The following is a 24,997-nucleotide window of genomic DNA, read 5'->3' as shown; positions in this document are numbered from 1 at the left end:
TTCGTCCTACCCTGAGCCACCGGCATGCCCGGTGGCTCAGGGTCTTTCCTCGGCGGGCGCGTCGTGAAATGTGCCTGTTCAACCCATTTCGGAGGTACGGTCCAGCGTGCTGGTCATTCGTCTGGTGAGTGGGCCCGCGGGGCCCGACGCTCTCGTCCTGCCCGTCCGTCCCGGAGGGCCGGGCTCCCCGGACTCGCCGGGCTCCCTGACCTCGCCGGACTCCACCGCCTCGCCCGAACCCGGACTGGTCCCGACCGCCGTGCCGATCGGCGACGACGTCCGGGCCGAGGCCGCCGCCGTACTCCCCGCCACCCGGCTCACCGGCGCGGCCGGTGAGGTACGCGAGCACCTGCGCCCCGGTGGCTCCCCGGCACGACTGTGGCTGCTCGGCGTCGGAGACGGCGACGAGCGCGACTGGCGTACCGCAGGCGCGGCCCTGGCCCGCGCGGCGAAGGATGAGACGCAGATCACCATCGCGCTTCCCGCCGACGCGACGGCGGCGCTACGTGGCCTCGCCGAGGGGCTGCTGCTCGGCTCGTACCGCTTCCGCCTCACCGAGGCCGGCAAGCGGCCCGCCCTGGCCGAGGTGTCGGTGCTCGTCGACGACCCGGACGCGCTCGCCGGCACGCTCGACGCCGCCCGGGCCACCGCCGAGACGACCCGGCTCGCCCGGGATCTGACGAACATGCCCTCGTCCACCAAGAACCCGGAGTGGTTCGCCGCCCAGGTGGCCGAGGCCGCGTCCGGGCGCCCCGGCCTGCACCTGCGGGTACGCGGCCCGGAGGAACTGGCGGCCGAGGGCTTCGGCGGTCTGCTGGCCGTCGGCGGCGGCTCCGCGAGCGGCCCGCGCCTGGTGGAGCTGGACTGGCGGCCCGAGGGCGCGCGGACCCACGTGGTGCTCGTCGGCAAGGGCATCACGTTCGACACCGGCGGCATCTCGATCAAGCCGGTGCCGGCCATGAAGCTCATGCGCAAGGACATGGCCGGCGCCGCCGCGGTGATCGCCACGACGCTCGGCGCCGCCGACCTGGGCCTGCCGGTCCGGGTCACCACGCTCGCCCCGCTCGCCGAGAACTCGGTCAGCGGCTCGGCGTTCCGCCCCGGCGACGTGATCCGGCACTACGGCGGGCTGACCAGCGAGAGCACCAACTCCGACGCCGAGGGCCGGCTGGTGCTCGCCGACGCGCTGGCGTACGCGGTCCGCGAGCTGAAGCCCGACCTGCTGATCGACCTGGCGACGCTGACCGGCGCGAACGCCGTCGCCCTAGGCAAGCGGCACGCCGCGCTCTACAGCGAGAACGACGCGCTCGCGACCGGCCTGCTCGACGCGATCACCGCAGCCGGCGAGCGGGCCTGGCGGATGCCGCTCGCCGACGACTACGTGGAATACCTGGCCAGCGAGATCGCCGACCTGCACAGCTCCCCGGCGCAGGGCGCCGGCTCGGTGGTCGCCGCGCTGTTCCTGCGGGAGTTCACCGGCGACCTGCGGGACCGGTGGGCGCACCTGGACATGTCCGCGCCGTCGTGGTCCGACGACACGCACGGCGAACTGGTCAAGGGCGCCACCGGCTGGGGTGTGCGCGGGCTGCTGCGCTGGCTGGCGACGCTGGGCTGAATCGGCCTGCTCAGGCCTTCACGGCGGCGAGCAGGCCGTGGCCGACCGGCAGCAGCGCGGGCACCCAGTGCTCCGACTCGCGGATCGCCTTGATGGTCTCCCGCACGGTGACCGTCTCGGCGTCCCGTGCGGCCGGGTCGCCGATCCGACCGGCCGCCAGCGCGCCGTTGAGCGCCAGCACCCCGCCGGGGCGCAGCAGCCGCAGCGCCGCGTCCACGTATGCGGCGAAGCCGGTCGCCACCGCGTCCACGAAGACCAGGTCGTAGGCGCCGTCCGCGAGCCGCGGCAGCACGTCGAGGGCCCGCCCGGTGATGATCCGGGTACGCCCCGACGGAAAACCCGCCTCCTGGAACAGCCGCCGGGCGATGCGCTGGTATTCGACCTCGACGTCGATCGTGGTGAGCACACCGTCGGGGCGCATGCCGCGCAGCAGCCACACGCCGCTCACCCCGGTGCCGGTGCCGATCTCCACCACCGCCCGGGCGTTGCCGGCGGCGGCGAGCAGCCGCAGCGCGGCACCCGACCCGGGCGTGACCGCCTCCACCCCCACCTCGTGGGCGAGGGCGCGGGCCGTGCGCAGCACGAGATCCTCGGTGACGAAAGACTCGGCGAAGTGGAGCGCCTGGGCCGTCGAACTGCCGTGACCGGCGACCGTGGCGATGGGACACCTCCGAGGGGCGGACTGGTGCGAGGGGCGGTATGCACTGTGAGCGTAGAGGCGGGCCGGTAGCGGCGCAGCCGCGAGTCCGCGGTGGAGTGCTCACGGAGGGCAACCCCTGACCCCGTTCGCGTCATCCGTGTAATCCTGGATGGGTCCCGCGCGTCACTGTCGTCCGGCTCCGCCGGCCGCCGGCGCGGGGCCAGCGGGACGGAGTGGGAGGCACCGACGTGACCGACGGCTGGGACTGGCGGCGGCCCGGCGGATCGCCGGTGCCGGGTGGGCCGGCGTCCGGACGACCGCCGCAGGACGCGTCGGGTCAGACGGCGTCGCCGTGGTGGTCCGACGCGCTGGCCGACCCGTGGCGAGACCCGTACGCGCCCGCCGCCGTGGTGGTCCCGGCGGTTCCGGCACCGGGTGCGGGGGAGCCGGAACCGGTCACCGACCCGGACCTGCCGGCCCGGCCGGGGATGCGCCAGGTGGTGCTGATCTCCCTGATCACGGCCCTGCTGGCCGGTTCGCTGGGCAGCGCCCTGACGTACGCCTTCCTGCGCGGCGGTGACGTGCCGACGATCGGCGCGCAGTCCGGGCAGGCCCCGGCGCTGGCCCAGCGCAAGCCCGAGTCGCTGGCCGGGGTGGCCGAGCGGGTCCTGCCCAGCGTGGTCACCATCCGGGTGGTCAGCCTCGGCGGCACCAGCGAGGGCTCCGGCTTCGTGGTGACCAGCGAGGGCCACATCGTCACCAACGACCACGTGGTCGCCGACGGGTCCGGCAAGGCCACCGTCGTGTTCAACGACGGCAGCACCGCCGCCGGCACCTTGGTCGGGCAGGATCCGGAGTCGGACCTCGCCGTGATCAAGGTCTCGCGCAGCGGGCTGACCCCGGTGCAGTTCGGCGACTCCGACGCGCTCGCCGTCGGTGACCCGGTGCTCGCCATCGGGTCGCCGTTGTCGCTCGCCAACACCGTCACCGCCGGCATCGTGAGCGCGCTGGACCGGACCATGCAGGCCGGCGAGCCGGGCGGGCCGACCCGCTACTACGCGGCGATCCAGACCGACGCCGCGGTCAACCACGGCAACTCCGGCGGCCCGCTGGTGGACGGCGCCGGGCGGGTGGTCGGCGTGAACTCGACGATCAAGTCGCTGGTGGCCGACGGGCAGGAGGCGGGCAACATCGGCCTCGCCTTCGCCATCCCGATCAACCAGGCGAAGCGGATCACCGAGGACATCATCGGCACCGGCAAGGCCCGGCGTACGGTGATCGGCGCCCAGGTGGGCGGCACCGGCGCCACCGGCGGCGGGGTACGCCTCAACGCGGTCGAGCCGGCCGGCCCGGCGGCGGCGGCCGGACTGCGTACCGGGGACGTGGTGCTCCGGCTGGACGGCCATCCGATGACCGATCCGACCGACCTGGTGGCCCTGGTGCGCAAGTACGCGCCCGGTTCCGTGGTGACAGTCGAGTACCGGCGCGGGTCGGCGCGGCAGAACGCGTCGGTGACGCTCGCCGCGGATGCGAAGTGAGGACCCGTCACCCCCTCCCCGATGGTCACCTGACGTGCGTAGTCTGGCCCTGACACGGACGAGGAGGCCGCGGTGTTCGAGAACCTGAACTGGTGGGAGATCGGCGTCCTGCTGCTCCTGGCGCTGTTGATCTTCGGCGATCGGCTGCCCAACGTGATCAGCGACGGCCTCCGCATGGTCCGCAACCTGCGCAACATGGCGCGCAACGCGACCGGTGACCTGAGCCGCGAGCTGGGTACGGACATCCAGCTGGAGGATCTGCACCCCAAGGCGTTCATCCGCAAGCACCTGCTCAGCGAGGAAGACGAGCAGGCGATCCGCAAGCCACTCCAGGGCATGTACGACAACCTGCGCTCGGACGTCACAGGTGTGCACGACGAGCTGAAGGACGTCGCCAAGGCCGCCGACCTGCGTACCCCGAGGGTGGCGACCAGCACCCCCGCGCCCGCGCCGCCGGCCCCCCGCCCGTCCTACGACGACGCCACCTGACCGCCCAACCCTCCCGTCGATCGTCCCCCGATCGCGCCGTCGATCATGAGGTTGACGGCGCGACACGCCGCCCCGGCGACCGCCAACCTCATGATCGACCCCGGGGTCGGGGACGGGACCGCCCCCTCCCGCGTCGGCGGGAAGGGGCGGTGGGGAGCGGTGGGAGCGGAGGTGGGGTCTAGCGGCCTGCGGGCTTGAGGCCCAGGGGCTTGCCGAGCAGCGACTCGCGGCGTACGGCCAGGCGGTCGGCGACCTCGAACAGGGCCTTCGCGGCAGGGGCGTCCGGCTGCGCCAGCACGATCGGCTGACCGGCGTCGCCGCCCTCGCGGACCCGGGTGTCCAGCGGGATCTGCCCCAGCACCGGCACCTGCGCGCCGATCGTGCGGGTCAGCGACTCGGCCACCGCCGCGCCGCCACCGGCCCCGAAGACCTCCATCCGGGAACCGTCCGGCATCTCCAGCCAGGACATGTTCTCGATCACGCCGACCACCCGCTGGTGGGTCTGCAGCGAGATCGCGCCGGCCCGCTCGGCCACCTCGGCGGCGGCTGCCTGCGGCGTGGTGACGACGAGGATCTCCGCGTTCGGCAGCAACTGGGCCACCGAGATCGCGATGTCGCCGGTGCCCGGCGGCAGGTCGAGCAGGAGGACGTCCAGGTCACCCCAGTAGACGTCGGCGAGGAACTGCTGAAGGGCCCGGTGCAGCATCGGCCCGCGCCAGACCACTGCGGCGTTGCCGGGGGTGAACATGCCGATCGAGATGACCTTCACGCCGTGCGACTGCGGCGGCATGATCATGTCCTCGACGCGGGTCGGCGCACCGTCGGCGCCGAGCATCCGGGGCACCGAGTGGCCGTAGATGTCCGCGTCCACCACGCCCACCGACAGGCCCCGCGAGGCCAGCGCGGCGGCCAGGTTGACGGTGACGCTGGACTTGCCGACACCGCCCTTGCCGCTGGCGACCGCGTAGACCCGGGTCCGCGAGCCCGGCTGGGCGAACGGGATCACCGGCTCGGCGGTGGCGCCGCCACCGCGCAGCTTCGACTGGAGCTCCTGGCGCTGCTCCGGGCTCATCACACCGAAGATGATCTCGACACCGCTCACGCCGGGCACGGCGGCCACGGCGGCGGTGATGTCACTGCGCAGCTTGTCCTTCAGCGGGCAGCCGGCCACGGTGAGCAGCAGCTCCACCCGGACCACGCCGTCCTCGCCACGCTCGGCGGACTGGACCATGCCGAGTTCGGTGATCGGCCGGCGGATCTCCGGGTCGTTGACGGTGGCCAGGGCGGCCTGGATCGCGTCGGAGACGGTGCTGACGGGTGCTGACATGCCCGCAATGCTACGTCGCGGGTCATCGGCCACCGCCGCTGGCGGGGGCGGTGTGAGCGATTCGATGGCCGGGTCAGCCCTCGTAGCGGCCGTCCCGCGCGTAGTCGCCGTCCAGCTCGTCCCGGGGCTCGTCCAGCGGCTCGCCGCCGCCCGTCCGGCGGCCCTCCCGCTCCTGCTGCCGCCGCTCCAGCTTGCGCCGCCGCTCGGCCGCCTCGTCCAGCTCCTCACCCAGCCGGGTCAGCTCCGAGCGCAGGAAGTCCCGGGTCGCCACGTCACCCATCGCGATCCGCAGCGCGGCTATCTCCCGGGCCAGGTACTCCGTGTCGGCCTTCTGCAGCGTGGCCCGCCGCCGGTCCTCGTCCAGCGCGATCCGGTCCCGGTCCGCCTGCCGGTTCTGCGCGAGCAGGATCAGCGGCGCCGCGTACGACGCCTGCAACGACAGGATCAAGGTCAGGAACGTGAAGGTGTACGGGTCGAAGCGCAGACCCGCCGGCGCCAGCGTGTTCCACAGGAACCAGGCCACCAGGATGAGCGTCATGTAGACGAGGAAGTTCGCCGTACCCATGCCCCGGGCGATGCCCTCGGCCCAGCGGCCGAACGTCTCCGCGTCGATCCGCGGCAGGTGCAGGCTCCGCGGGGCACGCGGCTGGTCGAGCCGGTCGCCGCGTCGCTGGTCACTCATCGTCGCCGTCCAGGGTGCCGTCGTCGGTGGCGGACGAGGTGGAGGCCGCGTCCCGGTCCCGCCAGTCGCGCGGCAGGGAGTGGTCCAGCACGTCGTCCACCGTCACCGCGCCGACCAGCCGGTTGTTCCGGTCCACCACCGGCATCCCGACCATGTCGTACGTGGCCATCCGGCGGGTGATCTCGGGTAGCGGCGTCGACGTGCGCAGCGGGTCGATGTCGTTCACCACGATGCCGCCGAGCAGGTCGGCCGGCGGTTCGCGGAGCAACCGCTGGAAGTGCACCATACCCAGGTAGCGGCCGGTCGGCGTGGTCAGCGGGGCACGGGCCACGAAGACCTGGGCCGCCACCGCGGGGGAAAGCTGCGCCTCCCGGATCCGGGCCAGCGCCTCGGCCACCGTGGCGTCCGGCGGGAGGATCACCGGCTCCGAGGTCATCACGCTGCCCGCGGTGCCGGAGGCGTAGCGCAGCAACTGGCGTACCGGGTCGGCCTCGTCCGGCTCCATCAGGTCCAGCAGCACGTCCTGCTCCGGCGGGGGCAGCTCGTTGAGCAGGTCGGCCGCGTCGTCCGGCTCCATCTCCTCCAGCACGTCGGCGGCGCGCTGACGGTCCAGCGCGGCCAGGATCTCCACCTGGTCGCGCTCGGGCAGCTCGCTCAGCACGTCGGCGAGGCGTTCGTCGTCGAGCGCGGCGGCCACCTCGTTGCGCCGGGCGTCGGGCAGATCCTGGAGGGCGTTCGCCAGGTCGGCCGGGCGCATGTCCTCCAGGACGGCGAGCAGGTTCGCCGTACCCCGGTTGTCGCCGACCGCGCCCAGCCCGCGGACCCGGTCCCAGTCGACCTGGTGGAGGTGGCCGCGGCGGGTGAGCCGGCCGGTGTGCTCGCGCACGGCGACGCGGCTCAGCGCCCACTCGCCGCCGCGGCTGGACTCCATCGCCACGTCCACCACCGAGCCGGCCTGCCCGCTGTCGAGCTGGACCCGGCGGTCCAGCAGCTCCTGGAGCACCAGCAGCTCGTTCGGGCGCTTCTCGAACCGGCGCAGGTTGAGCGTGCCGCTGCCGAGCACCACCGCGTCCGTGTCGATGGAGGTGATCCGGTTGATGGACAGGAAGATGCGCCGCCGCATCGGCATCTCGGCGACCAGACCGACCACCTCCGGCGGTCGCTGGGTCGCCCGCATCCGGGCCACCGCGTCGCGGACGCGGCCGACCTGGTCGCCGTTCGGGTCGAAAACGGCGACTCCGGCGAGTCGAGCGAGGTAGACCCGGTTCGGCGTGCTCACGGCCACCAGCCTAAGGGCCTAGTCTCTAACAACATGTCGACCTTGGGCTACGAGATCGTGGACGTCTTCACCGACCGCCCGTTCGCCGGCAACCCGCTGGCCGTGGTGTTCGGCGCGGAAGGGCTGGCCACCGAGCAGATGCAGGCGCTCGCGCTGGAGTTCAACCTGTCCGAGACGGTCTTCGTGCTGCCGCCGACGCAGGTGGGCGCCACCTACCGGGCCCGGATCTTCACCCCGGCCGACGAGCTGCCCTTCGCCGGGCACCCGAGCGTCGGCGCGGCGGTGACCGCGAGCCGGCGCGGCGTCTTCGGCGCGGGCCGGATCACCCAGGAGTGCGGCGCCGGCGTCCTGCCGATCGAGGTGACAGCCACCGGCGCGACGCTCACCGGCGGCACGCCCACGCTCGGCCCGGAACTCGACCCGGAGCCGCTGCTGGAGATGGTCGGCCTGACCGGCCCCGACCACGTCGGCCCGCCACCGCGGGTCGCCGGGTGCGGCCTCGAATTCCCCTACCTTCCGGTACGCCCGGACGCGGTGGCCCGGGCACGGTTGAACACGACGGCGGCGCAGCGGTACGGAGTGGAGCACGTCAGCCTCTTCTCCTGGAAGCCCGATTCGCAAACCGCGCACGCCCGGGTCTTCGTGCCGGGGCTCGGCGTACCGGAGGATCCGGCGACCGGTTCGGCCGCCCTGGGACTGGGCGTGTGGCTGGTCGCCAGCGGCCTGCTGCCCGGCGAGGGCCGCGCGGAGTACACCGTCCGGCAGGGCATCGAGATCAACCGCCCGTCGACGCTCGCCTGCACGGTGACCGCGTCCGGCGGGCTGGCGGTGGGCGCGACCGTCTCCGGCCAGGTCATGCCGGTGGCCCGAGGCGAGATCACCGTCCCTCCGTTCATCGGCTGACCCGCGGGGGATGGGGCAGGATGGCGGGGTGAGTGACGAGGTGGACGAGCGGGTGACGCCGCCGCTCGTGGACGAGGCGGTGAAGAAGGCCGCGGTCTGCTGGGTGAGCACCGCCGGCGGTCCGGCCTACGCGCTGTGGTGCCTGCCGGTGGAGGGCACCCTGCTCGTGGTCACCGGCCCCGGCGAGCAGACCGCGCCCGGGCTGGCCGACAGCGACACGGCCGACGTGACGCTGCGCGGCGACCACGGCGGGCGGATCGTCACCTGGCCGGCGCGGGTGACCCGGCTGCGACCCGGCACCGAGGAGTGGGACACCGTCGCGCCGCTGGTCGCGGCGAAGCGGCTCAACGCCTCCGGCTCCGCCACCGAGCTGGTGGAGCGGTGGGCGGCGCAGGGGTGCGCGCTCAACCGGCTCGCGCCCGCCGGCACCGCGGTGACCGGCGCCGAGCTGCCGGACGGCTCGCTGAGTGAGCAGCCCCGACCGGCCCCTGTGGTGCGGGCCGTCCGCAAGCCGTTCCGCCTGCACCGCGTCCGCCGCCGCTGACCGCGCGAAGCGGCGACGCCGGGGCGCCGGACGGCCGACGCCGCCGACACGACTCGGCCGCCACCGGGCCGCGCCGAGACGGGCCGGATCAGGCGACGGGGACCGGGTCGAGCAGGTCGAGCACGTCCGTCAGTGAGGTCAGCGACGGCCCGTCGAAGCCGTGGTCGGCGTTGAGGACCACGTGGCCGGCGAGATCCGGAGCGGCCAGCCGGACCGCGCTCAGCCCCGCCCGCTCCGCACCGGTCAGTTCCTGGCTGTCGCCGTCCCCGACGTACAGGCAGTCGGCCGGGGACTGGCCGAGCCGGTAACACGCGGCCAGGTAGAGCGCCGGGTCCGGTTTGCAGCGTCCGAGGCGTACCGAGAAGACCTGCGCGTCGAGCAGCGGCGCGACGGCGAGCTGCGGCAGGAACGCCGGCAGTTCGTGCGTGCAGTCGCTGACCAGCCCGGTACGGACGCCCCGGTGGCGCAACGCGGCCAGCACCGGTACCGCCTCCGCGCGCAGCCGGGTGTCGGCGCGAACGGCCCGGTGCCGGGTGGCGACGGCGGCGCGCACTGTTGCGTCGGACGGGTGGACGCCGAGCCGGGCGCACACCCAGCGCATCGTCGACTCGGCGTCGCCGAAGGAGCCGCTGGCCCGTTCGTAGAAGCTGCTGTCCAGCACCTCCACCAGGGCCTCGGTGGAGCAGCCGAGCATGTCGGCGGTGGCGCGGTGGGCGGCTCCGCGCCGTACGCCGTGGGTCAGGGTGCCGAAGAAGTCGAACAGCACCGCCTGGAATCGGAGCATGAGGGAACGCCTCCGGACGTCGAGGGGGGAGGATCGCCGGGACGCGCATGATCGTAACGGAGTGCTGACTTTCCGTGTCGGTCGGGTGCCCGTGTGAGGATTACCGTTCGTGCCCACCGTTCCGCATCGCCCGCCGCTCGACGCGCTGACGGCCGGCGCACTCGCCCTGGCCGTCGCCTCGGTCTCGTCCTCGGCGCCGCTCGTGGCGTTCGCCGCCGCGTCGGCGCTGGCGGTGGCGTTCTGGCGTACCGCGTTGTCGGCGGCGGCCCTCGGCCCGGTCGCGTTGATCCGGCGGCGCGCCGAACTCCGCGCGCTGACAGTCGGCCCGGGCCGGCGTGAGGGGCTCTACTGCGTACTCTCCGGGGTCGCCCTGGCCGCCCACTTCGCCACCTGGATGCCGAGCGCGCAGCTCACCTCGGTGGCGGCCGCGACCGCGCTCGGCGCCACGCAGCCGGTGTGGCAGGGCCTGATCGCCCGCGGACAGGGACGGCGGCTGCCGAGGGCGGTCTGGGCCGGCATCGGGGTGGCGGTGCTCGGCGCGGTGCTCGCCACCGGCGCCGACTTCGGCGCCTCCGGCCGGGCGTTCGCCGGTGACCTGCTCGCCGTGGTCGGCGGCCTGTTCGCGGCCGTCTACACCGCGTTCGGCGAGCGGGCCCGGGCCAGCATCAGCACCACCACCTACACCACCGTCTGCTACGGCGTCTGCGCGGCGATCCTGCTCGTGGTGTGCCTGGTCGGCGGCGTACGCCTGCACGGCTTCGACGGTCCGACCTGGCTGGCGATCCTCGGCCTGGTGGCGGGCGCCCAACTGCTCGGCCACTCGATGTTCAACTACGCCCTGCACCGGGTGTCGGCGACCACTGTCAGCGTGCTGATCCTGCTGGAGGCGCCCGGCGCGGCGCTGATCGGCTGGGTGTGGCTGGGGCAGTTGCCCCGGCCGCTGGCGCTGCCGGGCCTGGCGCTGCTGCTGGCCGGCGTGGCGGTGGTGGTGCTCGGCGGGGCGCGGGCCGGTCGCCGTGCCGCGCCGGTCGCGGCCCCCGCCGACCCCACGCCGCTCGGCGACTGAGTGACGCGCCTCGACCGCGGCCGTCGCGGCTCCGAGCGCTGCCGCCGCGCCGGTCGGGGCGAAGTCGCGCCGTTCCGGCCACCGGGCCGTCCGGTTTGCACGAAAGTGCTCAGAGTGGGGGCGGACCGGGACGACGCGGCGGAGACGGGCACCGTCGTCACGCCCTCGGCCGAGTTCCCGCCGCTCGGCGACGAGGAACGCGCGGCGCTCGGCCGGATCGGCGAGCGCTGGCGCGGCCCGCGCCGCGCCGACGACCTGCCGGTCGACCCGACGCTCGGGCGGCACGACCACCATCCGGTGCCGACCCGGTTCGGGCGGCTGACGCCGATCGACATGTTCACCGTGGCGCAGCCGGACGAGCTGGTCGCCACCGGTGCGGCCGACCTGCCCGGCGACCGGACCGGCCGCGCCGCCGCCCGGACCCGCCGGGCGCTGCTCGGGCCACCGCTGTCCAGCGCGTCGGTGCTGTACGAGCGGATGCGCAAACTGGTAGCGCTGCCGGTGCTCTCCTCGGACCTGCTCAGTTCCGTGGCGTACGGGCCGGAGGCGATGCTCGCGGTGCTGGTGCTGGCCGGGAGCGCCGCGCTCGGACTGGCCCTGCCGCTCGCCGCCGTACTCGTGCTGCTGATGGTCGCTGTCGGCCTCTCCTACCGGCAGACCATCCCGGCCTACCCGCACGGTGCCGGCTCGTACATCGTCGCGGGGGACAACCTCGGGCGTACGCCGGGACTCGCCGCCGCGGCCGGGCTGATGCTCGACTACGTGCTGACCGTGTCCGTGTCGGTGGCGGCCGGCGTGCACGCGGTCACCTCGGCACTACCCGGGCTCGATCCGTGGGCGGTGCCGCTCGGGGTGCTGGTGATCGTCGTGCTGCTCGCCGGGAACCTGCGTGGCGTACGCACCGCGGGGAACATCTTCGTGCTGCCCACGTACGCGTTCGTGGTGGTGCTTGTCGCGGTGCTGGCGATCGGTTACGCGAAGGCCGCGTCGCGGGGTTTCGCACCGGTGCCACCGCCGTCGGTGCCCGCCGCCGAGGGCCTGGGCCTGCTGCTGGTGCTGCGGGCGTTCTCCTCCGGCGCGGTGTCGATGACCGGCATCGAGGCGGTCTCCAACGCGGTGCCCGCGTTCCGCCCGACCGAGTGGCGCAACGCCCGCACCACGCTCGGCTGGATGGTCGCCATGCTGGTGACGCTGTTCGCCGGCCTGATCGGGCTGATCCACCTCGACGGACTGGTGCCCCGGGCGGACGAGACGCTGCTGTCCCAGCTCGGCCGGGTCACGTTCCCGAGCGGACCCTGGTACGCGATCCTCCAGGCCACCACGGCGCTGATCCTGCTGCTCGCCGCGAACACGGCGTTCAACGACTTCCCCCGGCTGCTGTTCTTCATGGCCCGGGACGGGCACGCGCCACGCCGGTTCCTGCACATGGGCGACCGGCTGGCGTTCAGCAACGGGCTGGTGGCGCTGGCGCTGACCGCAGCGGTCGTGTTCGTCGCGTTCGGCGGGCACACCGAGCGGCTGATCCCGCTCTACGCGGTCGGTGTGTTCCTCGCCTTCACGCTGTCCCAGACCGGGATGGTGGTGCACTGGCGGCGACGGCGAGGGGCGGGGTGGCGTCGCCGGCTCGCCGTCAACGCGGTCGGCGCGGCGCTGTCCGGGCTGGTGTTACTGACCGCGGCGGTCGCCAAGTTCGCCGAGGGCGCCTGGGTGGTGGTGCTCGCCGTACCGCTGCTGGTGCTGCTGTTCCGCCGGATCCACAGGCACTACGACCGGCTGCACCGCGCGCTGGCGCTGCACCCGCCGCCGTCCGCGCCGCCCGCCGAGTGCGACGAACTGCCCCAGCAGGTACGTCACCTGGTGATCGTGCCGGTGGCCCGGCTGAACCGGGCGTCGCTGCGCGCGCTGGCGTACGCGACCTCACTCGGACGGCCGACGCTCGCCGTGCACCTCGCGCCCGAGGAGGCCGAGGCGGACCGGTTCCGGGAACAGTGGCGGGCCTGGGGAGACCACCTGCGGCTGGAGACGATCGTGTCGCCGTACCGGTCGGTGATCGGGCCGCTCGCGCACTACCTGGAGGCGCTGCACGCCGCGAACCCGGACCTGACGCTCACCGTGATCGTGCCGGAGGTGGTGCTGCGCCGGCGGCGGTACCGGCTGCTGCACAGCCGCGCCGAGCAGCGGCTGCGGGCGGCGTTGCGCGCGCTGCCCGGCGTGGTGGTCACGAGCGTCCCGGTGCACGTGTCGCGGTGACGCTCAGAGGTATCCGGCGAAGTGGTCGGCGACCAGCGCGGCGACCGCCTCGGCGTCCCGGCCGAGGTCCACCTCGATCACGCGTACCCCGAGCGCCCGGGCAGCGGCGACCGCGTCGGCGGCGACCAGCTCGTCGCGCGCGATCCGATGACGCCACGCCCGCTCCGGGTCGCTCACACCGGGATGCCGGGCCGTCGCCCGCGGCAGCCGTTCCACCTGGTACGCCCGGAACTCCGGCGTCGGCACCAGCACCACCATCTGCCCTGTCGACTCGACGACCGGGGCGACCAGTTCGGGCCGCAGCCCCCAGCCTTCGGCCACCACCCGGCGGCCGCTCACCAGCGCGCTCAGGTCGTCCAGCACCCACTCGAAGCGGCGCGGAAACCCGGCGAGGGTCTCGGCCGCCATCCGCTCGGGGTCGGTCGTCACCCAGGTGGCCTCCGCGTCCGGGCCGTCCGGCGGCTCACCCCGTCGGATCCGGTCGGCGATCCGCCGGTCGTCGTGCCCTCGCGCGTCGTGGCGGTCGTAGAGGTACGCGGTCAGCCCGTACCGCAGTGCCAACGTGACCGCGAGTGTCGTCTTGCCGGCCCACTGCGCGCCGCCGATCCAGAGCGCCCGGCGGGCAGTGGCCAGGGGATCGAAGTCCATGCCCCGACACTGCGCCTCGCCAGGCCCAAGATCAAGTCTTGTTCTCGGCGTCCCCCGCGTGATGAAGTGAGGGAGACGGGGCAGCTCAGACGTCGCGTACCTCCAGCACCCGGGTGGCGGGCGCGGCGTCGCCCAGCTCGGCACGCAACGCGACGCGTTCCGGGTCGACGAGGAACGCGTCCAGCCCGGCGCGGGCGGCGAACCGGATGACGTGCACCTCGGTCTCCCCGTCGCCGGTGCGCAGCCGCCGCTCCAACTCGCCGCCGTGCCGGCCGAGCAGCGCCAGCACCGCGTCCTCGTAGCGCCGCCCGGCGTCCACGTCGGCGCTCAGGTCGACGAGCGCGACCAGCAGGACCTCTTGCTCCGTGGTCATGTGTCCCCTCGGTGTCGTCAGGCGTCGAGCCCGACGGCCTTCGCGCTGGCCGTCCAGAGCCGGGCGGCCAGCGCCGGATCGGCCGCCTTGGGCCGGGGCCGGTGCGGCTTGCGATCGGCGTAGTAGCCGCCGTCGATCAGCCGGGACGGATCCTGGCAGGCCAGCCACACCAGCGTCTCCGCGCCCTTCTCCGGGCTGCGGAACGGCAGCAGCCGCATGCCGAGCGCCACGATCCGGCTCTCGTTGCCGAAGCGGGTGCGCACCACGCCGGGGTGGAACGCGTGCGCCGGCACCTCCGGCCAGCGCCGCGCGACCTCGGCGGTGAACAGGATGTTCGCCTGCTTGCTGGTGCCGTACGCGCGGAACGGCCGGTACGAGCGCAGCGCGGAATTGAGGTCGTCCGGGTCCAGCACGCCGCTGCGGTGGGCGTCCGAGGCGGTGACCACCATCCGCCCGATCCGGTCCCGCAGCAGGTTGCTGAGCAGGAACGGGGCGAGGTGGTTGGCCTGCATGCTCAGCTCGAAACCGTCGACCGTGGTGATCGGCTCCAGCACGATCGCGCCGGCGTTGTTGGCGAGCACGTCGATCCGGTCGTACCGCTCGCGCAGCCGCTCGGCGAGCCCGCGTACGTCGTCGAGCACCGCGAAGTCGGCGCGGAACAGCTCCGGCTGCTCGCCGCAGCACTCGCGGACCCGCTCGCCCGCGGCGCGCAGCCGGGCCGGGTCGCGGCCGACCAGCACGACCTGGTCGCCGCGGCGCGCCAGCTCCTCGGCGGCAGCCAGCCCGATGCCGGAGCTGGCGCCGGTCAGCACCACGATCCGACGCTCAGTGAGATCTTCCACAGGTCCATTCACCCCGGTCACGGCACGAGGTTACCGTGGCGTCACCACGCCCTTTGGGATCGTTAAGTTCTCGAAATCCACCGCTGCGCCGGCACCCGCGCCGGACGCTGGAAGGAGCGCATCCATGACCGCTGTCGGTCGTCCCCGCCGATCCTGCCTGGCGGTGCCCGGCTCCAGCGTCAAAATGCTCGGCAAGGCCCAGGGCCTTCCCGCCGACCAGGTCTTCCTGGACCTGGAGGACGCGGTCGCCCCGCTGGCCAAGCCGGACGCGCGCAAGAACATCGTGGCCGCGCTGAACGAGGGCGACTGGACGGGCAAGACCCGCGTGGTCCGGGTGAACGACCTGACCACGCCGTGGACCTATCGGGACGTCATCGAGGTGGTCGAGGGCGCCGGGGCGAACCTGGACTGCATCATGCTGCCGAAGGTGCAGAACGCCGAGCAGGTGCACTGGCTGGACCTGCTGCTCACCCAGATCGAGAAGACGCTCGGCCTGGAGGCGGGCCGGATCGGCATCGAGGCGCAGATCGAGAACGCGGCCGGGCTGGTGAACGTGGACGCCATCGCCGGCGCCTCGCCCCGGGTCGAGACGATCATCTTCGGCCCGGCCGACTTCATGGCCTCGATCAACATGAAGTCGCTCGTGGTCGGCGCGCTGATCCCGGACTACCCGGGCGACCCGTACCACTACATCCTGATGCGCATCCTGATGGCCGCGCGGATGCACGACAAGCAGGCCATCGACGGTCCGTTCCTGCAGATCCGGGACGTGGACGCGTTCCGCGAGGTGGCGAAGCGGTCGGCGGCGCTGGGCTTCGACGGCAAGTGGGTGCTGCACCCCGGCCAGATCGACGCCGCGAACGAGGTCTACTCCCCGGCGCAGGCCGACTACGACCACGCCGAGCTGATCCTCGACGCGTACGACTACTACACCTCGGAGGCGGGCGGGAAGCTCGGCGCGGTGATGCTCGGCGACGAGATGATCGACGAGGCGTCCCGCAAGATGGCCCTCGTCATCGCCGCCAAGGGCCGCGCCGCCGGCATGTCCCGCACGTCCACGTTCACGCCGCCCGCGTCCTGACCGCGCGCCGGGCCGCCTCCCTGCCGGGGGCGGCCCGATCGCGTCAGTAGCTGCTGGTGCTGCTGGCGCCGACCGCGATCACGATCATCACGATGTAGAAGATGATGAAGGCGATCAGCAGGGCGGTCAGGATCCAGCCGACGATGATGGCGGCCTTCGCCATGCCCTCGCCCTGCTCACCGGTCTCCCGGATCTGCTTGCGGGCGACGTGGCCCATGATCGCGCCGATCGGCGCGGTGATGCACGAGGTGAAGCCGACGAGCGACAGCACCAGCGCCACGATGGCGAGCGTGTTCGTGCGCGACGCCGGCATCGCGTAGCCGGGATAGGCGCCGGGCGGGGGATAGGCACCCGGATAGCCGGGCATCGGCGCCGCGTACTGCTCGCCCCCGGGCGGGGCGTAGGGCGACTTCGCGCCCGCGTACGGGTCCGCAACCGGCGCGTACGGGTCGGCCTGCGCGTACGGGTCGGCCGGGCCCGGCTGACTCGGCACGCCCGGCGGGCTCGACTGCTGCCCGGCCGCCAAGGGATCCTGCCAGCCACCGGGCGGTGGGGGATAGGTCATCTGATCATCTCCAGGTACGTGGTCGCGCTCAGGGTAGCCACCTCGTGCGCGACACGGACGTCCCCTTTCCGGCCACCGCGTTGCCCGTGGGGTCGGCACCGGGCAGGATCCTCGGCATGGCACTTGACGCGCGTGGGGGTCGGTCGCGACGGGACATGAGCCGGCCGGGGTCGGTGCGGCGCCCGCGCGGCGGCGAGCCGGTCGGCGCCGCCGACTCCGAACGGCCGGCGCCGCTGCCGGAACCGGCCACCATGCGCCTGGACGGCCGGGTCGCGCTGGTCACCGGCGCGGGCAGCCCGGACGGCATCGGGTACGCGACCGCGCGTCGGCTGTCCGACCTGGGCGCCCGGGTGGCGATCGTGTCCACCACGAGGCGCATCCACGAACGCGCGGGCGAGCTGGGCGTCACCGGTTTCGTCGCCGACCTCACCGACGAGTCGGAGGTGGGCGCGCTCGCCGACGCGGTGGCCGAGCAGCTCGGCGACGTCGAGGTGCTGGTGAACAACGCGGGCCTGGCGAGCCGGGCCAGCCCGGAGGTGCTGCGGCCGGTGGCGCAGCTGACGTACGACGAGTGGCGCGGCGAGATCGACCGCAACCTGACCACCGCGTTCCTGTGCAGCCGCGCGTTCATCGGCGGCATGGCCGAGCGGGGCTGGGGCCGGATCGTCAACCTGGCCGCCACCGCCGGGCCGGTGAACGCGCTGCCCACCGAGGCGGCCTACGCGGCGGCCAAGGCCGGTGTGGTCGGGCTGACCCGGGCGCTGGCGATGGAGATGATCGCCGACGGGGTGACGGTGAACGCGGTCGCTCCCGGCATCATCCACACCGCGGCGTCCACCATGGCCGAGATCAAGCAGGGCCTCGGTACGCCGGTCGGTCGTCCCGGCACACCGGACGAGGTGGCCGCGGCGATCGCGTTCCTCTGCTCGCCGGCCGCGTCGTACATCACCGGGCAGATGCTTGTGGTCGACGGCGGGAACAGCGTCCGGGAGGCGCAGTTCCGCTGAGGCGTCAGTAGGTGCTGTTGTCGGAGTTGGCCCAGATCGCCAGCCCGATCCAGCCGCAGCAGACCAGGATGCCGATCGCGGTGAAGATGTAGCTGAGGACCAGGCCCCAGGTGGCGAGCTGGTCGCCGTCCTCGCCGGTCTGCCGGATCTGCCGCTTGGCCAGGTGGCCGCAGACGATGCCGGCGGGCGCGAAGACGAACGCGAAGACGAGCGACAGGATGGCGAGCACGTTCGTGCCACGGGGGCCTGGCCCCTGGCCGGGCGGCCCGTACTGGCCGTAGGGCGGCTGCGGGGCGTACGGGGGCTGGTGGCCGTACTGCGGGTGCTGCTGGCCGTACTGCGGCTGCCCGTACGGCTGGCCGTGCGACGGCGGCTCGTACGGCGACGGTGGCTGCTCGTCTGTCACAAGCGCCCCTTCCCCAGGTCAACGGCCCTCTTACTTGCGGACGCTACCCGCAGCGGTGAACCTTTTCACAGCGGTTGTGTGGACTGGTCACCTTGGCGCGGCCGGTCCCGGGGCCGATACTGACCGAGCGTTCAGTTACCCATGAGTAAGGCGCCGACCCCGGAGGCTGAGATGGCCCGACTCGCCCAGACACCCGGACTGACCGACGTGCAGCGGTCGATCCTGGAAACCGTCCGGGAGTTCGCCGACAAGGAGATCATCCCGCACGCGCAGCGGCTGGAGCACGCCGACGAGTACCCGAGCGACATCCTCGACGGCATGCGCGAGATGGGGCTGTTCGGCCTCACCATCGACGAGGAGTACGGCGGCCTGGGCGAGTCCCTGCTGACCTACGCCCTGGTCGTCGAGGAACTGTCCCGGGGCTGGATGTCGATCTCCGGCATCGTCAACACCCACTTCATCGTGGCGTACCTGATCTCCCAGCACGGCTCGGCGGACCAGAAGACCCGGCTGCTGCCCCGGATGGCCACCGGCGAGGTGCGCGGCGCGTTCTCGATGTCGGAGCCCGAGTGCGGCTCGGACGTCTCGGCGATCAAGTCGAAAGCCGTCCGCGACGGCGACGACTACGTCCTCAACGGCCAGAAGATGTGGCTCACCAACGGGGCGTACTCCTCGGTGGTCGCCACCCTGGTCAAGACCGACACCGGAGCCGACTCGGTCTACGGCAACATGAGCACCTTCCTGCTGGAGAAGGAGCCCGGCTTCGGCGAGACCGCGCCCGGCCTCACCATCCCCGGCAAGATCGACAAGATGGGCTACAAGGGCGTCGAGACCACCGAGATGGTGCTCGACGGCGTCACGGTGCCCGCCTCCGCCGTGCTCGGCGGCGAGGACAAGGTCGGCCGCGGCTTCTACCAGATGATGGACGGCATCGAGGTCGGCCGGGTCAACGTCGCTGCCCGCGCCTGCGGCATCTCGATCCGGGCGTTCGAACTCGCCGTCGCGTACGCCCAGCAGCGCCACACCTTCGGCCAGCCGCTCGCCAAGCACCAGGCCGTCGCGTTCAAGCTCGCCGAGATGGGTACGAAGATCGAGGCCGCGCACGCGCTCATGGTCAACGCGGCCCGGCTCAAGGACGCCGGCCAGCGCAACGACGTCGAGGCGGGCATGGCGAAGCTGCTCGCCTCCGAGTACTGCGCCGAGGTGGTCCAGGAGGCGTTCCGGATCCACGGCGGCTACGGCTACTCCAAGGAGTACGAGATCGAGCGCCTGATGCGCGAGGCGCCGTTCCTGCTGATCGGCGAGGGCACCTCGGAGATCCAGAAGACGATCATCTCGCGCGGCCTGCTCAAGCAGTACAAGCAGTAGGGGCCCGGCTCACCGCTCGGGCCGGCGCGCGGCCTGCTCGGCGGCGGGCAGGTGCCGCCGCGCGTGCTCGACCAGCGCCGTCGGGTCGTCGGCGTAGAGCCGGATCTCCCGTACCGGCTCGCTCGGCCCCTTCGGCAGCCGCACCGACAGCGGCTCGCGCAACACCACGTCGACCGCCGTCTGGCTGCCGATGCCGAGGTTGAGCACCGCCGGGTCGTCCACGTCGTACTGGACGGCCCGGCTGGACGGCAGCGACCGGCGGCGGAGCGCCACCCGGGCGACCGCGTCCCACGGGATCGTCACGTCGACCGAGACGCCGTTGCGTACCCGCAGGCCGGTGTCGTCGAGGACGTGCGGATGGATCCGGAGGGCGGCCAGCAGGCCGATCATCCACAGCACACCCCAGACGCCGAGTGCGATGGCCGCGTGCCGCACTGTCGGCTGGTCGACCGTGTGCCGCAGGATCACGTCGAGGATCGGGATCTCGATCGTGGACAGGGCGATGAAGGCCAGCAGGATCGGCTGCACGCCGCCGACGTAGGCGTACGTCTGCGCGCCCGGGGCGACCGGATACGGGCGGCGCAGGATCCACCGGGTGAGGCTGCGCCACATTCCCCACTCGTACGCCACCGCACGCCGTGCCAGCCGGATCGCCCGTCCCATCACCGCACCCCCTGTTTTTCAATACGACTGCAATGTAAACGCGCGTCGGCGGGGTGTCAATGCAGTCGTATTGTGAAACCATGGGGACATGCCGAAGCGGGTCGACCACCGGGAGCGTCGCGCGCTGATCGCCGACGCGCTGATGCGGGTCGCGGCCGAGCAGGGGCTGGAGGCGGTCAGCCTGCGTCACGTGGCCGCGGCGGCCGAGGTCAGCCCCGGGATGGTGCAGCACTACTTCCGCACCAGGGACGAGATGATGGTCTTCGCGCTCGCCGTGGTGCGCGACCGCAACGAGGCCCGGGTCCGGAGGGCGGTCGAGCCGCTCGGCGCGACGCCGGCGCCCCGGGCGCTGCTGCGCGCCATGCTGGCCGAGCTGCTGCCGCTGGACGAGGACCGGCGGGCGGACGGGCGGGTGGCCCTGGCCTTCCTCGCGTACACCGCCGTCCGGCCGGCCGTGGCCGCCGCGCTGCACGACGAGACGGCCGCGCTGCTGGCGTTCGTGGCCGGGCAGATCGCCGCCGGCTCACCGCTCGTCGCGGACGGCCGGGTGGACCCGGAACGGGCCGCGGTCGGACTGCTCGCCGTGATGGAGGGTCTCGGCATCTACGTGCTCGGCGGCCACTATCCCCCGGAGACCGCGCTGGCGGCGCTCGACGCCCAGCTCGACCTGATCTTCGGGCCCGAACCGGCGCCCGGTGCCGTCAGCCGCGACGAGTCAGGCCGGCGGCGGCCCGCTCGACGATGAGGCACCTGTCCTCGACGTAGTCGAGGCCGGCCTCCTCGGCGATCCGGCGCGCCTCGTCCGAGAAGATCCCGAGCTGCAACCACACCGCCGGGGCGCCGATCGCCACCGCCTGCCGGACCACGTCGACCGCGTCCCGGGCCGGGCGGAACACGTCGACCAGGTCGACCGGGTGCGGGATGTCGGCGAGCGTCGGGTACGCCTTCTCGCCGAACAACTCGTCCACAGTCGGGTTGACCGGGATGATCCGCCAGCCGTGCCGCTGCATCTCCAGCGGTACGCGGTGCGCGGCCTTGCCCGGGTCACGGGAGGCGCCCACGACGGCGATCACGGCGGAGTCGGCGAGGATCTGCTGAGCGGAACGCATCCCCCGAGACTAGCCCCGCCGGTGCGGGTTCTCCCGGTCGCTAGAGCAGGGAGAGCTGTTCGGCGGCCGGGGCGGGCGGCGGGGTCTCGGGCAGCCGGCGATTGTCGCCGGTCTCGCCGCGGTGCAGCCCGTGCCGGCGTGCCGCCATCCGCACCCGCGCTGTCACCTCCCGCTGGTACGCCTGCGGCGCGTACGAGCCGGCCTGGTAGAGCTGCCGATAACGGGGCACCAGGTGGGGGAACTCCCGGGCCAGCCAGCGGGCGTACCACTCCCGGGCGCCGGGCCGAAGATGCAGCGGCAGCGGCGTCACGCTCGCCGCCCCGGAGGCGGCGATCGCCGCGACCGTGGCGTCGATGGACTCCTCGTCGTCGCTGAGGCCGGGCAGGATCGGCGCCATCAGCACGCCGACGGAGAAGCCGGCGTCGGTGAGGGTGCGGACCGCGTCGAGGCGGCGGCGCGGGCTCGGCGTACCAGGCTCGGCCGCCCGCCAGAGCGCCTCGTCGACGAACCCCACCGAGTACGACACACCGACCCGTGTCACCTCGGCGGCCTGGCGCAGCAGCGGCAGGTCGCGCAGCAGCAGCGTGCCCTTGGTCAGGATGGAGAACGGGTTCGCGAAGTCCCGCAGCGCCTCGATGATCGGCGGCATCAGGCGATAGCGGCCCTCGGCCCGCTGGTAACAGTCCACGTTGGTGCCCATGGCGACGTGCGCGCCGCGCCAGCGTGGGGCGGCCAGCTCGCGGCGTACCAGCTCGCCCGCGTTGACCTTGACGATCACCTTGCGGTCGAAGTCGGAGCCCGGGTCCAGGTCGAGGTAGGTATGGGTGTTGCGGGCGAAGCAGTTGTGGCTGACCACGCCGTTGGCGATGAAGTCGCCGGTGCCGGTGGTGATGTCCCACAGCGGAAGCTCCAGGCCGAGGTCTTCGACGGCTGTCACCTGGAGTCGCGCCGCGCACTTGAGCGCCATGCCCTCGATCGAGCGCCGGGCCGTGACGGCCGGGTCGGTGAGGTGGAAGAAGCGCAGCCGCTCCGGTAGCCCGCCGGTCAGCCGGAGCTGACGCGCCGCTCCCGGTGCGCCGGGCACGTCGAGCGCCCACCGGAAGCCGAACCGGTCCAGCGCGCCGGCTGCGCGGGCCCGGCTCTCGTCGTCGGCGACGCTGATCCGGAACACGCCCCGGTGGCAGGTGCCGACGGCGTCGAACATGCCGGCCAGGTAGCCCAGCGCCCAGTCGTCAGTCGCCTCGTCGGGTGGCGTGAACAGCGCGGTGACGACGTCGGCCGGGCCGGCTGTGCGTACCACTGTGGTCGTCGCCCGGCGGCCCACCCGGGCGATCGTGGCCCGCTCGACGGTGACGCCCGCGTCGGTCAGGTAGCGCTCGGCCCGGTCGAGCGCCTCCGCCTCGGCGGTGGCCAGCCGGAACCGGGTGTCGCGCCGGCGGCCGGCGGGGTGATCGTCGCGGACCAGGGCGTGCAGGTAGCCCCGGCGGTAGTCGGCCGAGCGCTTCGGCGCCACCACGAACCCGCCGGTGCCGAGCAGGCGGTTACGGGTGGTCAGGTGCGGACGGCGTCCGCCGCCGCGCATGGTCCCGGTGACGTGCTTCCAGCCGCGTTCGGTGAGGAACCGGTGGTCGCCGCTGGCGACGAGCGTGGTGCCGTCGGCCAGGGTGATCCGGTAGGCCCGCTTCACCGTTGACCACTTGTCGAGCACCGTGGTGACGACGTAGTGGCGGTAGGCGCCGCTGCGCCGGGTGCCGTAGATCCGGTCGCCGGGCTCCAGCTCGCTGATCGCCCTGGTGCGGCCGTCGGCCATCAGGATCGGAGTGTCGCCGCCCAGGCAGTAGACGCAGGCGTGCGAGCAGCCCCGGTAGGGGTTGATGGTCCACTCGAACGGCACGCGTGACTGGCCGGGCACCCGGTTGATGATCGACTTGGCGTGGACCTCGTAGAAGGTCATGCCGGCGAAGTCGGGGGTGTCGAACGTGCGGGTGACGGCGCCGGGCAGCGCCAGCGGCAGGGGTGGAGCCGCCGGCGCCGCCCGATCGGGAGTCCCCTCGTCCGGGGGAGCGGAGAGGTTGTCCCAGCGCATGGAGTTCATTCGAACACGTGTTCGAACAAAGCGCAAGCGAGCCGCGCCGGGACGGGACACGCCGCCGGCCGGCACCCCGGGGGGCGCCGGCCGGCGGCGTGCGGAACGTCAGTGGTTGTGCTCGGCCAGCTTCTTGCGGACGTCGTCCATGTCCAGCGCCTGGACCTGCTCGATGAGGTTCTCCAGCGCCGACTCCGGCAGCGCGCCCGGCTGGGCGAAGACGATCACGCCGTCACGGATCGCCATGATCGTCGGGATGGAGCTGATGTTGAACTTCACCGCCAGCTCCTGCTGCGCCTCGGTGTCGACCTTGCCGAAGGCGATCTCCGGGTGCTTCTCCGAGGAGCGCTCGTAGACCGGGGCGAAGCGCTTGCACGGGCCGCACCAGTCCGCCCAGAAGTCGAGCAGGACGATCCCGTCGCGCCCGGTCACCTCGTCAAAGTTGGCCGTGGTCAGCTCAACCGTTGCCATTTGCTCTCTCCGATCACCGCGGATTGTCGTACGTCCGGTGGAACCAGGGTCGGTCCGTCCGAATTCCCGTCGCGCGGGTGACGAAACGCTGAGCGCCCGGACGGTGACCCTGGGCACATCGAACACCATCTGTTCACTCCGTTCGTGCGGAACGCAAATGCACGCCGCACTTGCGTGACGGGACGTGATGGGAGCGTTTCCAAGGAGATCACGCTCAGTTGCGGCTACGTATCGGTAACTTTGGGCTTGACGAGCATCTATCCGGCCTGCGGAGATCGCTTACCGACCCCGCGTCGGTTACTTTGAGTAGTGTTACGAAAAGATAAATGTGACCTCCGTCTCTGTCGGCGACGGGTGGTCGTACGGCAGAATTCTTCGCATCAGAGCGTGGGCGGCGGGTGCCGGGGAGGGCCCCGCCGCTCATTGCGTCCGGACCTCGGTGACCCCCGGTGTGACATTTCCGCCGGGCGAGCGCCCCGCCCCTCGCCTTAACAAGCGATAAGGCATGCTGTGCCGAACTCCATCGCCGCCCGTGAAGGGGACAAGGATGCAGTTCGGCCGCTACTACGAGGAGTTCGAGGTCGGCGCGGTCTACCGGCACTGGCCGGGCAAGACGGTCACCGAGTACGACGACCACCTCTTCTGCCTGCTCACCATGAACCACCACCCGCTGCACATGGACGCGCACTACGCCGAGTCCGCCTCGCAGTTCAAGCGCAACGTGGTGGTCGGCAACTACATCTACTCGCTGCTGCTGGGCATGTCCGTGCCGGACGTCAGCGGCAAGGCGATCGCCAACCTGGAGATCGAGTCGCTGCGGCACGTCGCGCCGACGTTCCACGGCGACACCATCTACGGCGAGACGACGGTGCTGGACAAGCGGGAGTCGGCCTCGAAGCCCGACCGCGGCGTGGTCGCGGTCGAGACCCGCGGCTACAACCAGGACGGCACGCTCGTCTGCGTGTTCCGCCGCAAGGTCATGGTCCCCAAGAAGGAGTACGCGGCCGCCGCCGTCCCGGACGGCGTCGACCCGGAGCGTCCCAGCTTCCCCGAGCCGCGCTGACCTCGACTTCCGTCCGGCCACCGGGCCTCGTTCCCCGTTCGGCGGGGACGGGGCCCGGACCTCGTCCGGGGGCTTATGCTCGGGCTGGAGGTGCCCATGAGCCACTCCGTAGCCGGAGAGCCGCCTTCCGCCGGTCGCCGCGCCGCACCGCTCACCACCGCCGCCTACTCCGCGGCGGAGTGGGACCTGCTGACCGAC

26 protein-coding genes are annotated in these 24,997 nt (G+C 72.8%); 12 read left to right on the top strand and 14 right to left on the bottom strand.

The window, feature by feature from the left end; all coding sequences use genetic code 11:
- The first annotated feature begins 106 nt into the window (after positions 1-106).
- A complete protein-coding gene (locus tag ACPCK6_RS23355) occupies positions 107-1,615 on the top strand; it encodes a leucyl aminopeptidase family protein (protein WP_423482225.1) in 1,509 nt (502 codons plus the stop codon).
- 10 nt (positions 1,616-1,625) lie between these two features.
- Here ACPCK6_RS23355 and ACPCK6_RS23350 read toward each other — a convergent pair whose 3' ends face one another.
- Positions 1,626-2,276 carry an O-methyltransferase gene (locus ACPCK6_RS23350; RefSeq protein ID WP_082171245.1) on the bottom strand — a complete coding sequence of 217 codons (651 nt, stop codon included), beginning with the start codon at positions 2,274-2,276 and terminating at the stop codon, positions 1,626-1,628.
- A 212-nt stretch (positions 2,277-2,488) separates the two neighbouring features.
- Here ACPCK6_RS23350 and ACPCK6_RS23345 point away from each other — a divergent pair, with 212 nt between their 5' ends.
- Both ACPCK6_RS23345 and ACPCK6_RS23340 read left to right on the top strand, forming a co-directional pair.
- Complete coding sequence (locus tag ACPCK6_RS23345) at positions 2,489-3,793, top strand: S1C family serine protease (protein ID WP_423482224.1); 1,305 nt, start codon at positions 2,489-2,491, stop codon at positions 3,791-3,793.
- Between the two features lie 72 nt (positions 3,794-3,865).
- Positions 3,866-4,282, top strand: coding sequence for a twin-arginine translocase TatA/TatE family subunit (locus ACPCK6_RS23340; protein ID WP_396879801.1), 417 nt, complete (start codon positions 3,866-3,868; stop codon positions 4,280-4,282).
- A 178-nt stretch (positions 4,283-4,460) separates the two neighbouring features.
- On the opposite strand, the gene ACPCK6_RS23335 is transcribed toward ACPCK6_RS23340, so the two are convergent.
- From ACPCK6_RS23335 to ACPCK6_RS23325, 3 genes are all read right to left on the bottom strand, one after another.
- Entirely contained in the window at positions 4,461-5,609 is a 1,149-nt protein-coding gene (locus ACPCK6_RS23335; RefSeq protein WP_396879802.1) for an Mrp/NBP35 family ATP-binding protein, read from the bottom strand.
- A gap of 73 nt (positions 5,610-5,682) precedes the next feature.
- Positions 5,683-6,291 (bottom strand): DUF1003 domain-containing protein, encoded by a 609-nt coding sequence (locus tag ACPCK6_RS23330; RefSeq protein WP_396879803.1) that lies wholly within the window; start codon positions 6,289-6,291, stop codon positions 5,683-5,685.
- Entirely contained in the window at positions 6,284-7,570 is a 1,287-nt protein-coding gene (locus ACPCK6_RS23325) for a magnesium transporter MgtE N-terminal domain-containing protein (RefSeq protein WP_318332249.1), read from the bottom strand. The genes ACPCK6_RS23330 and ACPCK6_RS23325 overlap by 8 nt, the downstream gene beginning before the upstream one ends.
- A gap of 33 nt (positions 7,571-7,603) precedes the next feature.
- Here ACPCK6_RS23325 and ACPCK6_RS23320 point away from each other — a divergent pair, with 33 nt between their 5' ends.
- Together ACPCK6_RS23320 and ACPCK6_RS23315 are read left to right on the top strand one after the other, a co-directional pair.
- The gene (locus ACPCK6_RS23320) at positions 7,604-8,473 is read left to right on the top strand and encodes a PhzF family protein (RefSeq protein WP_423482223.1); all 870 of its coding nucleotides are present in this window, start codon (positions 7,604-7,606) and stop codon (positions 8,471-8,473) included.
- 10 nt (positions 8,474-8,483) lie between these two features.
- Positions 8,484-9,017 (top strand): hypothetical protein, encoded by a 534-nt coding sequence (locus ACPCK6_RS23315; protein WP_396879804.1) that lies wholly within the window; start codon positions 8,484-8,486, stop codon positions 9,015-9,017.
- Positions 9,018-9,105: 88 nt separating this feature from the next.
- Here the strand turns inward: ACPCK6_RS23315 and ACPCK6_RS23310 are convergent, their stop codons facing one another.
- Positions 9,106-9,801, bottom strand: coding sequence for an HAD family hydrolase (locus ACPCK6_RS23310; protein WP_423482222.1), 696 nt, complete (start codon positions 9,799-9,801; stop codon positions 9,106-9,108).
- Positions 9,802-9,910: 109 nt separating this feature from the next.
- Between ACPCK6_RS23310 and ACPCK6_RS23305 the strand changes: the two genes are divergently transcribed.
- Complete coding sequence (locus tag ACPCK6_RS23305; RefSeq protein WP_396879806.1) at positions 9,911-10,867, top strand: DMT family transporter; 957 nt, start codon at positions 9,911-9,913, stop codon at positions 10,865-10,867.
- A gap of 114 nt (positions 10,868-10,981) precedes the next feature.
- Positions 10,982-13,117 carry an APC family permease gene (locus tag ACPCK6_RS23300; RefSeq protein ID WP_423482221.1) on the top strand — a complete coding sequence of 712 codons (2,136 nt, stop codon included), beginning with the start codon at positions 10,982-10,984 and terminating at the stop codon, positions 13,115-13,117.
- A gap of 3 nt (positions 13,118-13,120) precedes the next feature.
- Here ACPCK6_RS23300 and ACPCK6_RS23295 read toward each other — a convergent pair whose 3' ends face one another.
- From ACPCK6_RS23295 to ACPCK6_RS23285, 3 genes are all read right to left on the bottom strand, one after another.
- On the bottom strand, positions 13,121-13,765 hold the full coding sequence (locus ACPCK6_RS23295; protein ID WP_423482220.1) for a hypothetical protein: 645 nt from the start codon (positions 13,763-13,765) through the stop codon (positions 13,121-13,123).
- An 85-nt stretch (positions 13,766-13,850) separates the two neighbouring features.
- A complete protein-coding gene (locus ACPCK6_RS23290) occupies positions 13,851-14,138 on the bottom strand; it encodes a hypothetical protein (RefSeq protein WP_396879808.1) in 288 nt (95 codons plus the stop codon).
- 17 nt (positions 14,139-14,155) lie between these two features.
- Positions 14,156-14,980, bottom strand: a complete 825-nt coding sequence (locus tag ACPCK6_RS23285) for an SDR family NAD(P)-dependent oxidoreductase (RefSeq protein WP_396879809.1) — start codon at positions 14,978-14,980, stop codon at positions 14,156-14,158.
- Positions 14,981-15,104: 124 nt separating this feature from the next.
- Between ACPCK6_RS23285 and ACPCK6_RS23280 the strand changes: the two genes are divergently transcribed.
- Positions 15,105-16,061 (top strand): HpcH/HpaI aldolase/citrate lyase family protein, encoded by a 957-nt coding sequence (locus tag ACPCK6_RS23280; RefSeq protein ID WP_396879810.1) that lies wholly within the window; start codon positions 15,105-15,107, stop codon positions 16,059-16,061.
- Positions 16,062-16,104: 43 nt separating this feature from the next.
- Here the strand turns inward: ACPCK6_RS23280 and ACPCK6_RS23275 are convergent, their stop codons facing one another.
- Positions 16,105-16,626 (bottom strand): DUF4190 domain-containing protein, encoded by a 522-nt coding sequence (locus ACPCK6_RS23275; RefSeq protein WP_396879811.1) that lies wholly within the window; start codon positions 16,624-16,626, stop codon positions 16,105-16,107.
- A 116-nt stretch (positions 16,627-16,742) separates the two neighbouring features.
- Between ACPCK6_RS23275 and ACPCK6_RS23270 the strand changes: the two genes are divergently transcribed.
- Positions 16,743-17,633, top strand: a complete 891-nt coding sequence (locus ACPCK6_RS23270) for an SDR family NAD(P)-dependent oxidoreductase (RefSeq protein WP_036311415.1) — start codon at positions 16,743-16,745, stop codon at positions 17,631-17,633.
- 4 nt (positions 17,634-17,637) lie between these two features.
- On the opposite strand, the gene ACPCK6_RS23265 is transcribed toward ACPCK6_RS23270, so the two are convergent.
- Complete coding sequence (locus tag ACPCK6_RS23265) at positions 17,638-18,039, bottom strand: DUF4190 domain-containing protein (protein WP_423482219.1); 402 nt, start codon at positions 18,037-18,039, stop codon at positions 17,638-17,640.
- Between the two features lie 171 nt (positions 18,040-18,210).
- Here ACPCK6_RS23265 and ACPCK6_RS23260 point away from each other — a divergent pair, with 171 nt between their 5' ends.
- The gene (locus tag ACPCK6_RS23260; protein WP_423482218.1) at positions 18,211-19,407 is read left to right on the top strand and encodes an acyl-CoA dehydrogenase family protein; all 1,197 of its coding nucleotides are present in this window, start codon (positions 18,211-18,213) and stop codon (positions 19,405-19,407) included.
- Between the two features lie 9 nt (positions 19,408-19,416).
- On the opposite strand, the gene ACPCK6_RS23255 is transcribed toward ACPCK6_RS23260, so the two are convergent.
- Positions 19,417-20,070 carry a hypothetical protein gene (locus ACPCK6_RS23255; RefSeq protein WP_423482217.1) on the bottom strand — a complete coding sequence of 218 codons (654 nt, stop codon included), beginning with the start codon at positions 20,068-20,070 and terminating at the stop codon, positions 19,417-19,419.
- An 88-nt stretch (positions 20,071-20,158) separates the two neighbouring features.
- Between ACPCK6_RS23255 and ACPCK6_RS23250 the strand changes: the two genes are divergently transcribed.
- Positions 20,159-20,815, top strand: a complete 657-nt coding sequence (locus tag ACPCK6_RS23250) for a TetR/AcrR family transcriptional regulator (RefSeq protein ID WP_423482216.1) — start codon at positions 20,159-20,161, stop codon at positions 20,813-20,815.
- On the opposite strand, the gene ACPCK6_RS23245 is transcribed toward ACPCK6_RS23250, so the two are convergent.
- The 3 genes from ACPCK6_RS23245 to trxA form a co-directional block, all read right to left on the bottom strand.
- Complete coding sequence (locus ACPCK6_RS23245; protein ID WP_194798719.1) at positions 20,772-21,179, bottom strand: CoA-binding protein; 408 nt, start codon at positions 21,177-21,179, stop codon at positions 20,772-20,774. The genes ACPCK6_RS23250 and ACPCK6_RS23245 overlap by 44 nt on opposite strands.
- 40 nt (positions 21,180-21,219) lie before the next feature.
- Entirely contained in the window at positions 21,220-23,265 is a 2,046-nt protein-coding gene (locus ACPCK6_RS23240; protein ID WP_423482215.1) for an intein-containing Rv2578c family radical SAM protein, read from the bottom strand.
- 108 nt (positions 23,266-23,373) lie between these two features.
- Positions 23,374-23,736, bottom strand: a complete 363-nt coding sequence (trxA, locus tag ACPCK6_RS23235) for a thioredoxin (RefSeq protein ID WP_396879816.1) — start codon at positions 23,734-23,736, stop codon at positions 23,374-23,376.
- Between the two features lie 547 nt (positions 23,737-24,283).
- Between trxA and ACPCK6_RS23230 the strand changes: the two genes are divergently transcribed.
- A complete protein-coding gene (locus ACPCK6_RS23230; RefSeq protein WP_013283894.1) occupies positions 24,284-24,799 on the top strand; it encodes a MaoC family dehydratase in 516 nt (171 codons plus the stop codon).
- The last annotated feature ends 198 nt before the right edge of the window (positions 24,800-24,997 follow it).

The sequence above is a fragment of the Micromonospora sp. AB353 genome, from assembly GCF_049538395.1.
Lineage (GTDB): Bacteria > Actinomycetota > Actinomycetes > Mycobacteriales > Micromonosporaceae > Micromonospora > Micromonospora aurantiaca.
The sequence above is the reverse complement of the archived record's forward strand: the minus strand, read 5'-3'. Positions and strand labels throughout refer to the sequence as shown.

Bases quoted from the DNA above. Each gene is read 5' to 3' on its own strand.
- ACPCK6_RS23335 (WP_396879802.1), bottom strand. From the start codon at position 5,609: ATGTCAGCACCCGTCAGCACCGTCTCCGACGCGATCCAGGCCGCCCTG.
- ACPCK6_RS23330 (WP_396879803.1), bottom strand. From the start codon at position 6,291: ATGAGTGACCAGCGACGCGGCGACCGGCTCGACCAGCCGCGTGCCCCG.
- ACPCK6_RS23320 (WP_423482223.1), top strand. From the start codon at position 7,604: ATGTCGACCTTGGGCTACGAGATCGTGGACGTCTTCACCGACCGCCCG.
- ACPCK6_RS23315 (WP_396879804.1), top strand. From the start codon at position 8,484: ATGGGGCAGGATGGCGGGGTGAGTGACGAGGTGGACGAGCGGGTGACG.
- ACPCK6_RS23310 (WP_423482222.1), bottom strand. From the start codon at position 9,801: ATGCTCCGATTCCAGGCGGTGCTGTTCGACTTCTTCGGCACCCTGACC.
- ACPCK6_RS23295 (WP_423482220.1), bottom strand. From the start codon at position 13,765: ATGGACTTCGATCCCCTGGCCACTGCCCGCCGGGCGCTCTGGATCGGC.
- ACPCK6_RS23290 (WP_396879808.1), bottom strand. From the start codon at position 14,138: ATGACCACGGAGCAAGAGGTCCTGCTGGTCGCGCTCGTCGACCTGAGC.
- ACPCK6_RS23280 (WP_396879810.1), top strand. From the start codon at position 15,105: ATGACCGCTGTCGGTCGTCCCCGCCGATCCTGCCTGGCGGTGCCCGGC.
- ACPCK6_RS23275 (WP_396879811.1), bottom strand. From the start codon at position 16,626: ATGACCTATCCCCCACCGCCCGGTGGCTGGCAGGATCCCTTGGCGGCC.
- ACPCK6_RS23270 (WP_036311415.1), top strand. From the start codon at position 16,743: ATGGCACTTGACGCGCGTGGGGGTCGGTCGCGACGGGACATGAGCCGG.
- ACPCK6_RS23260 (WP_423482218.1), top strand. From the start codon at position 18,211: ATGGCCCGACTCGCCCAGACACCCGGACTGACCGACGTGCAGCGGTCG.
- ACPCK6_RS23255 (WP_423482217.1), bottom strand. From the start codon at position 20,070: ATGGGACGGGCGATCCGGCTGGCACGGCGTGCGGTGGCGTACGAGTGG.
- ACPCK6_RS23250 (WP_423482216.1), top strand. From the start codon at position 20,159: ATGCCGAAGCGGGTCGACCACCGGGAGCGTCGCGCGCTGATCGCCGAC.
- ACPCK6_RS23245 (WP_194798719.1), bottom strand. From the start codon at position 21,179: ATGCGTTCCGCTCAGCAGATCCTCGCCGACTCCGCCGTGATCGCCGTC.
- ACPCK6_RS23240 (WP_423482215.1), bottom strand. From the start codon at position 23,265: ATGCGCTGGGACAACCTCTCCGCTCCCCCGGACGAGGGGACTCCCGAT.
- trxA (WP_396879816.1), bottom strand. From the start codon at position 23,736: ATGGCAACGGTTGAGCTGACCACGGCCAACTTTGACGAGGTGACCGGG.
- ACPCK6_RS23230 (WP_013283894.1), top strand. From the start codon at position 24,284: ATGCAGTTCGGCCGCTACTACGAGGAGTTCGAGGTCGGCGCGGTCTAC.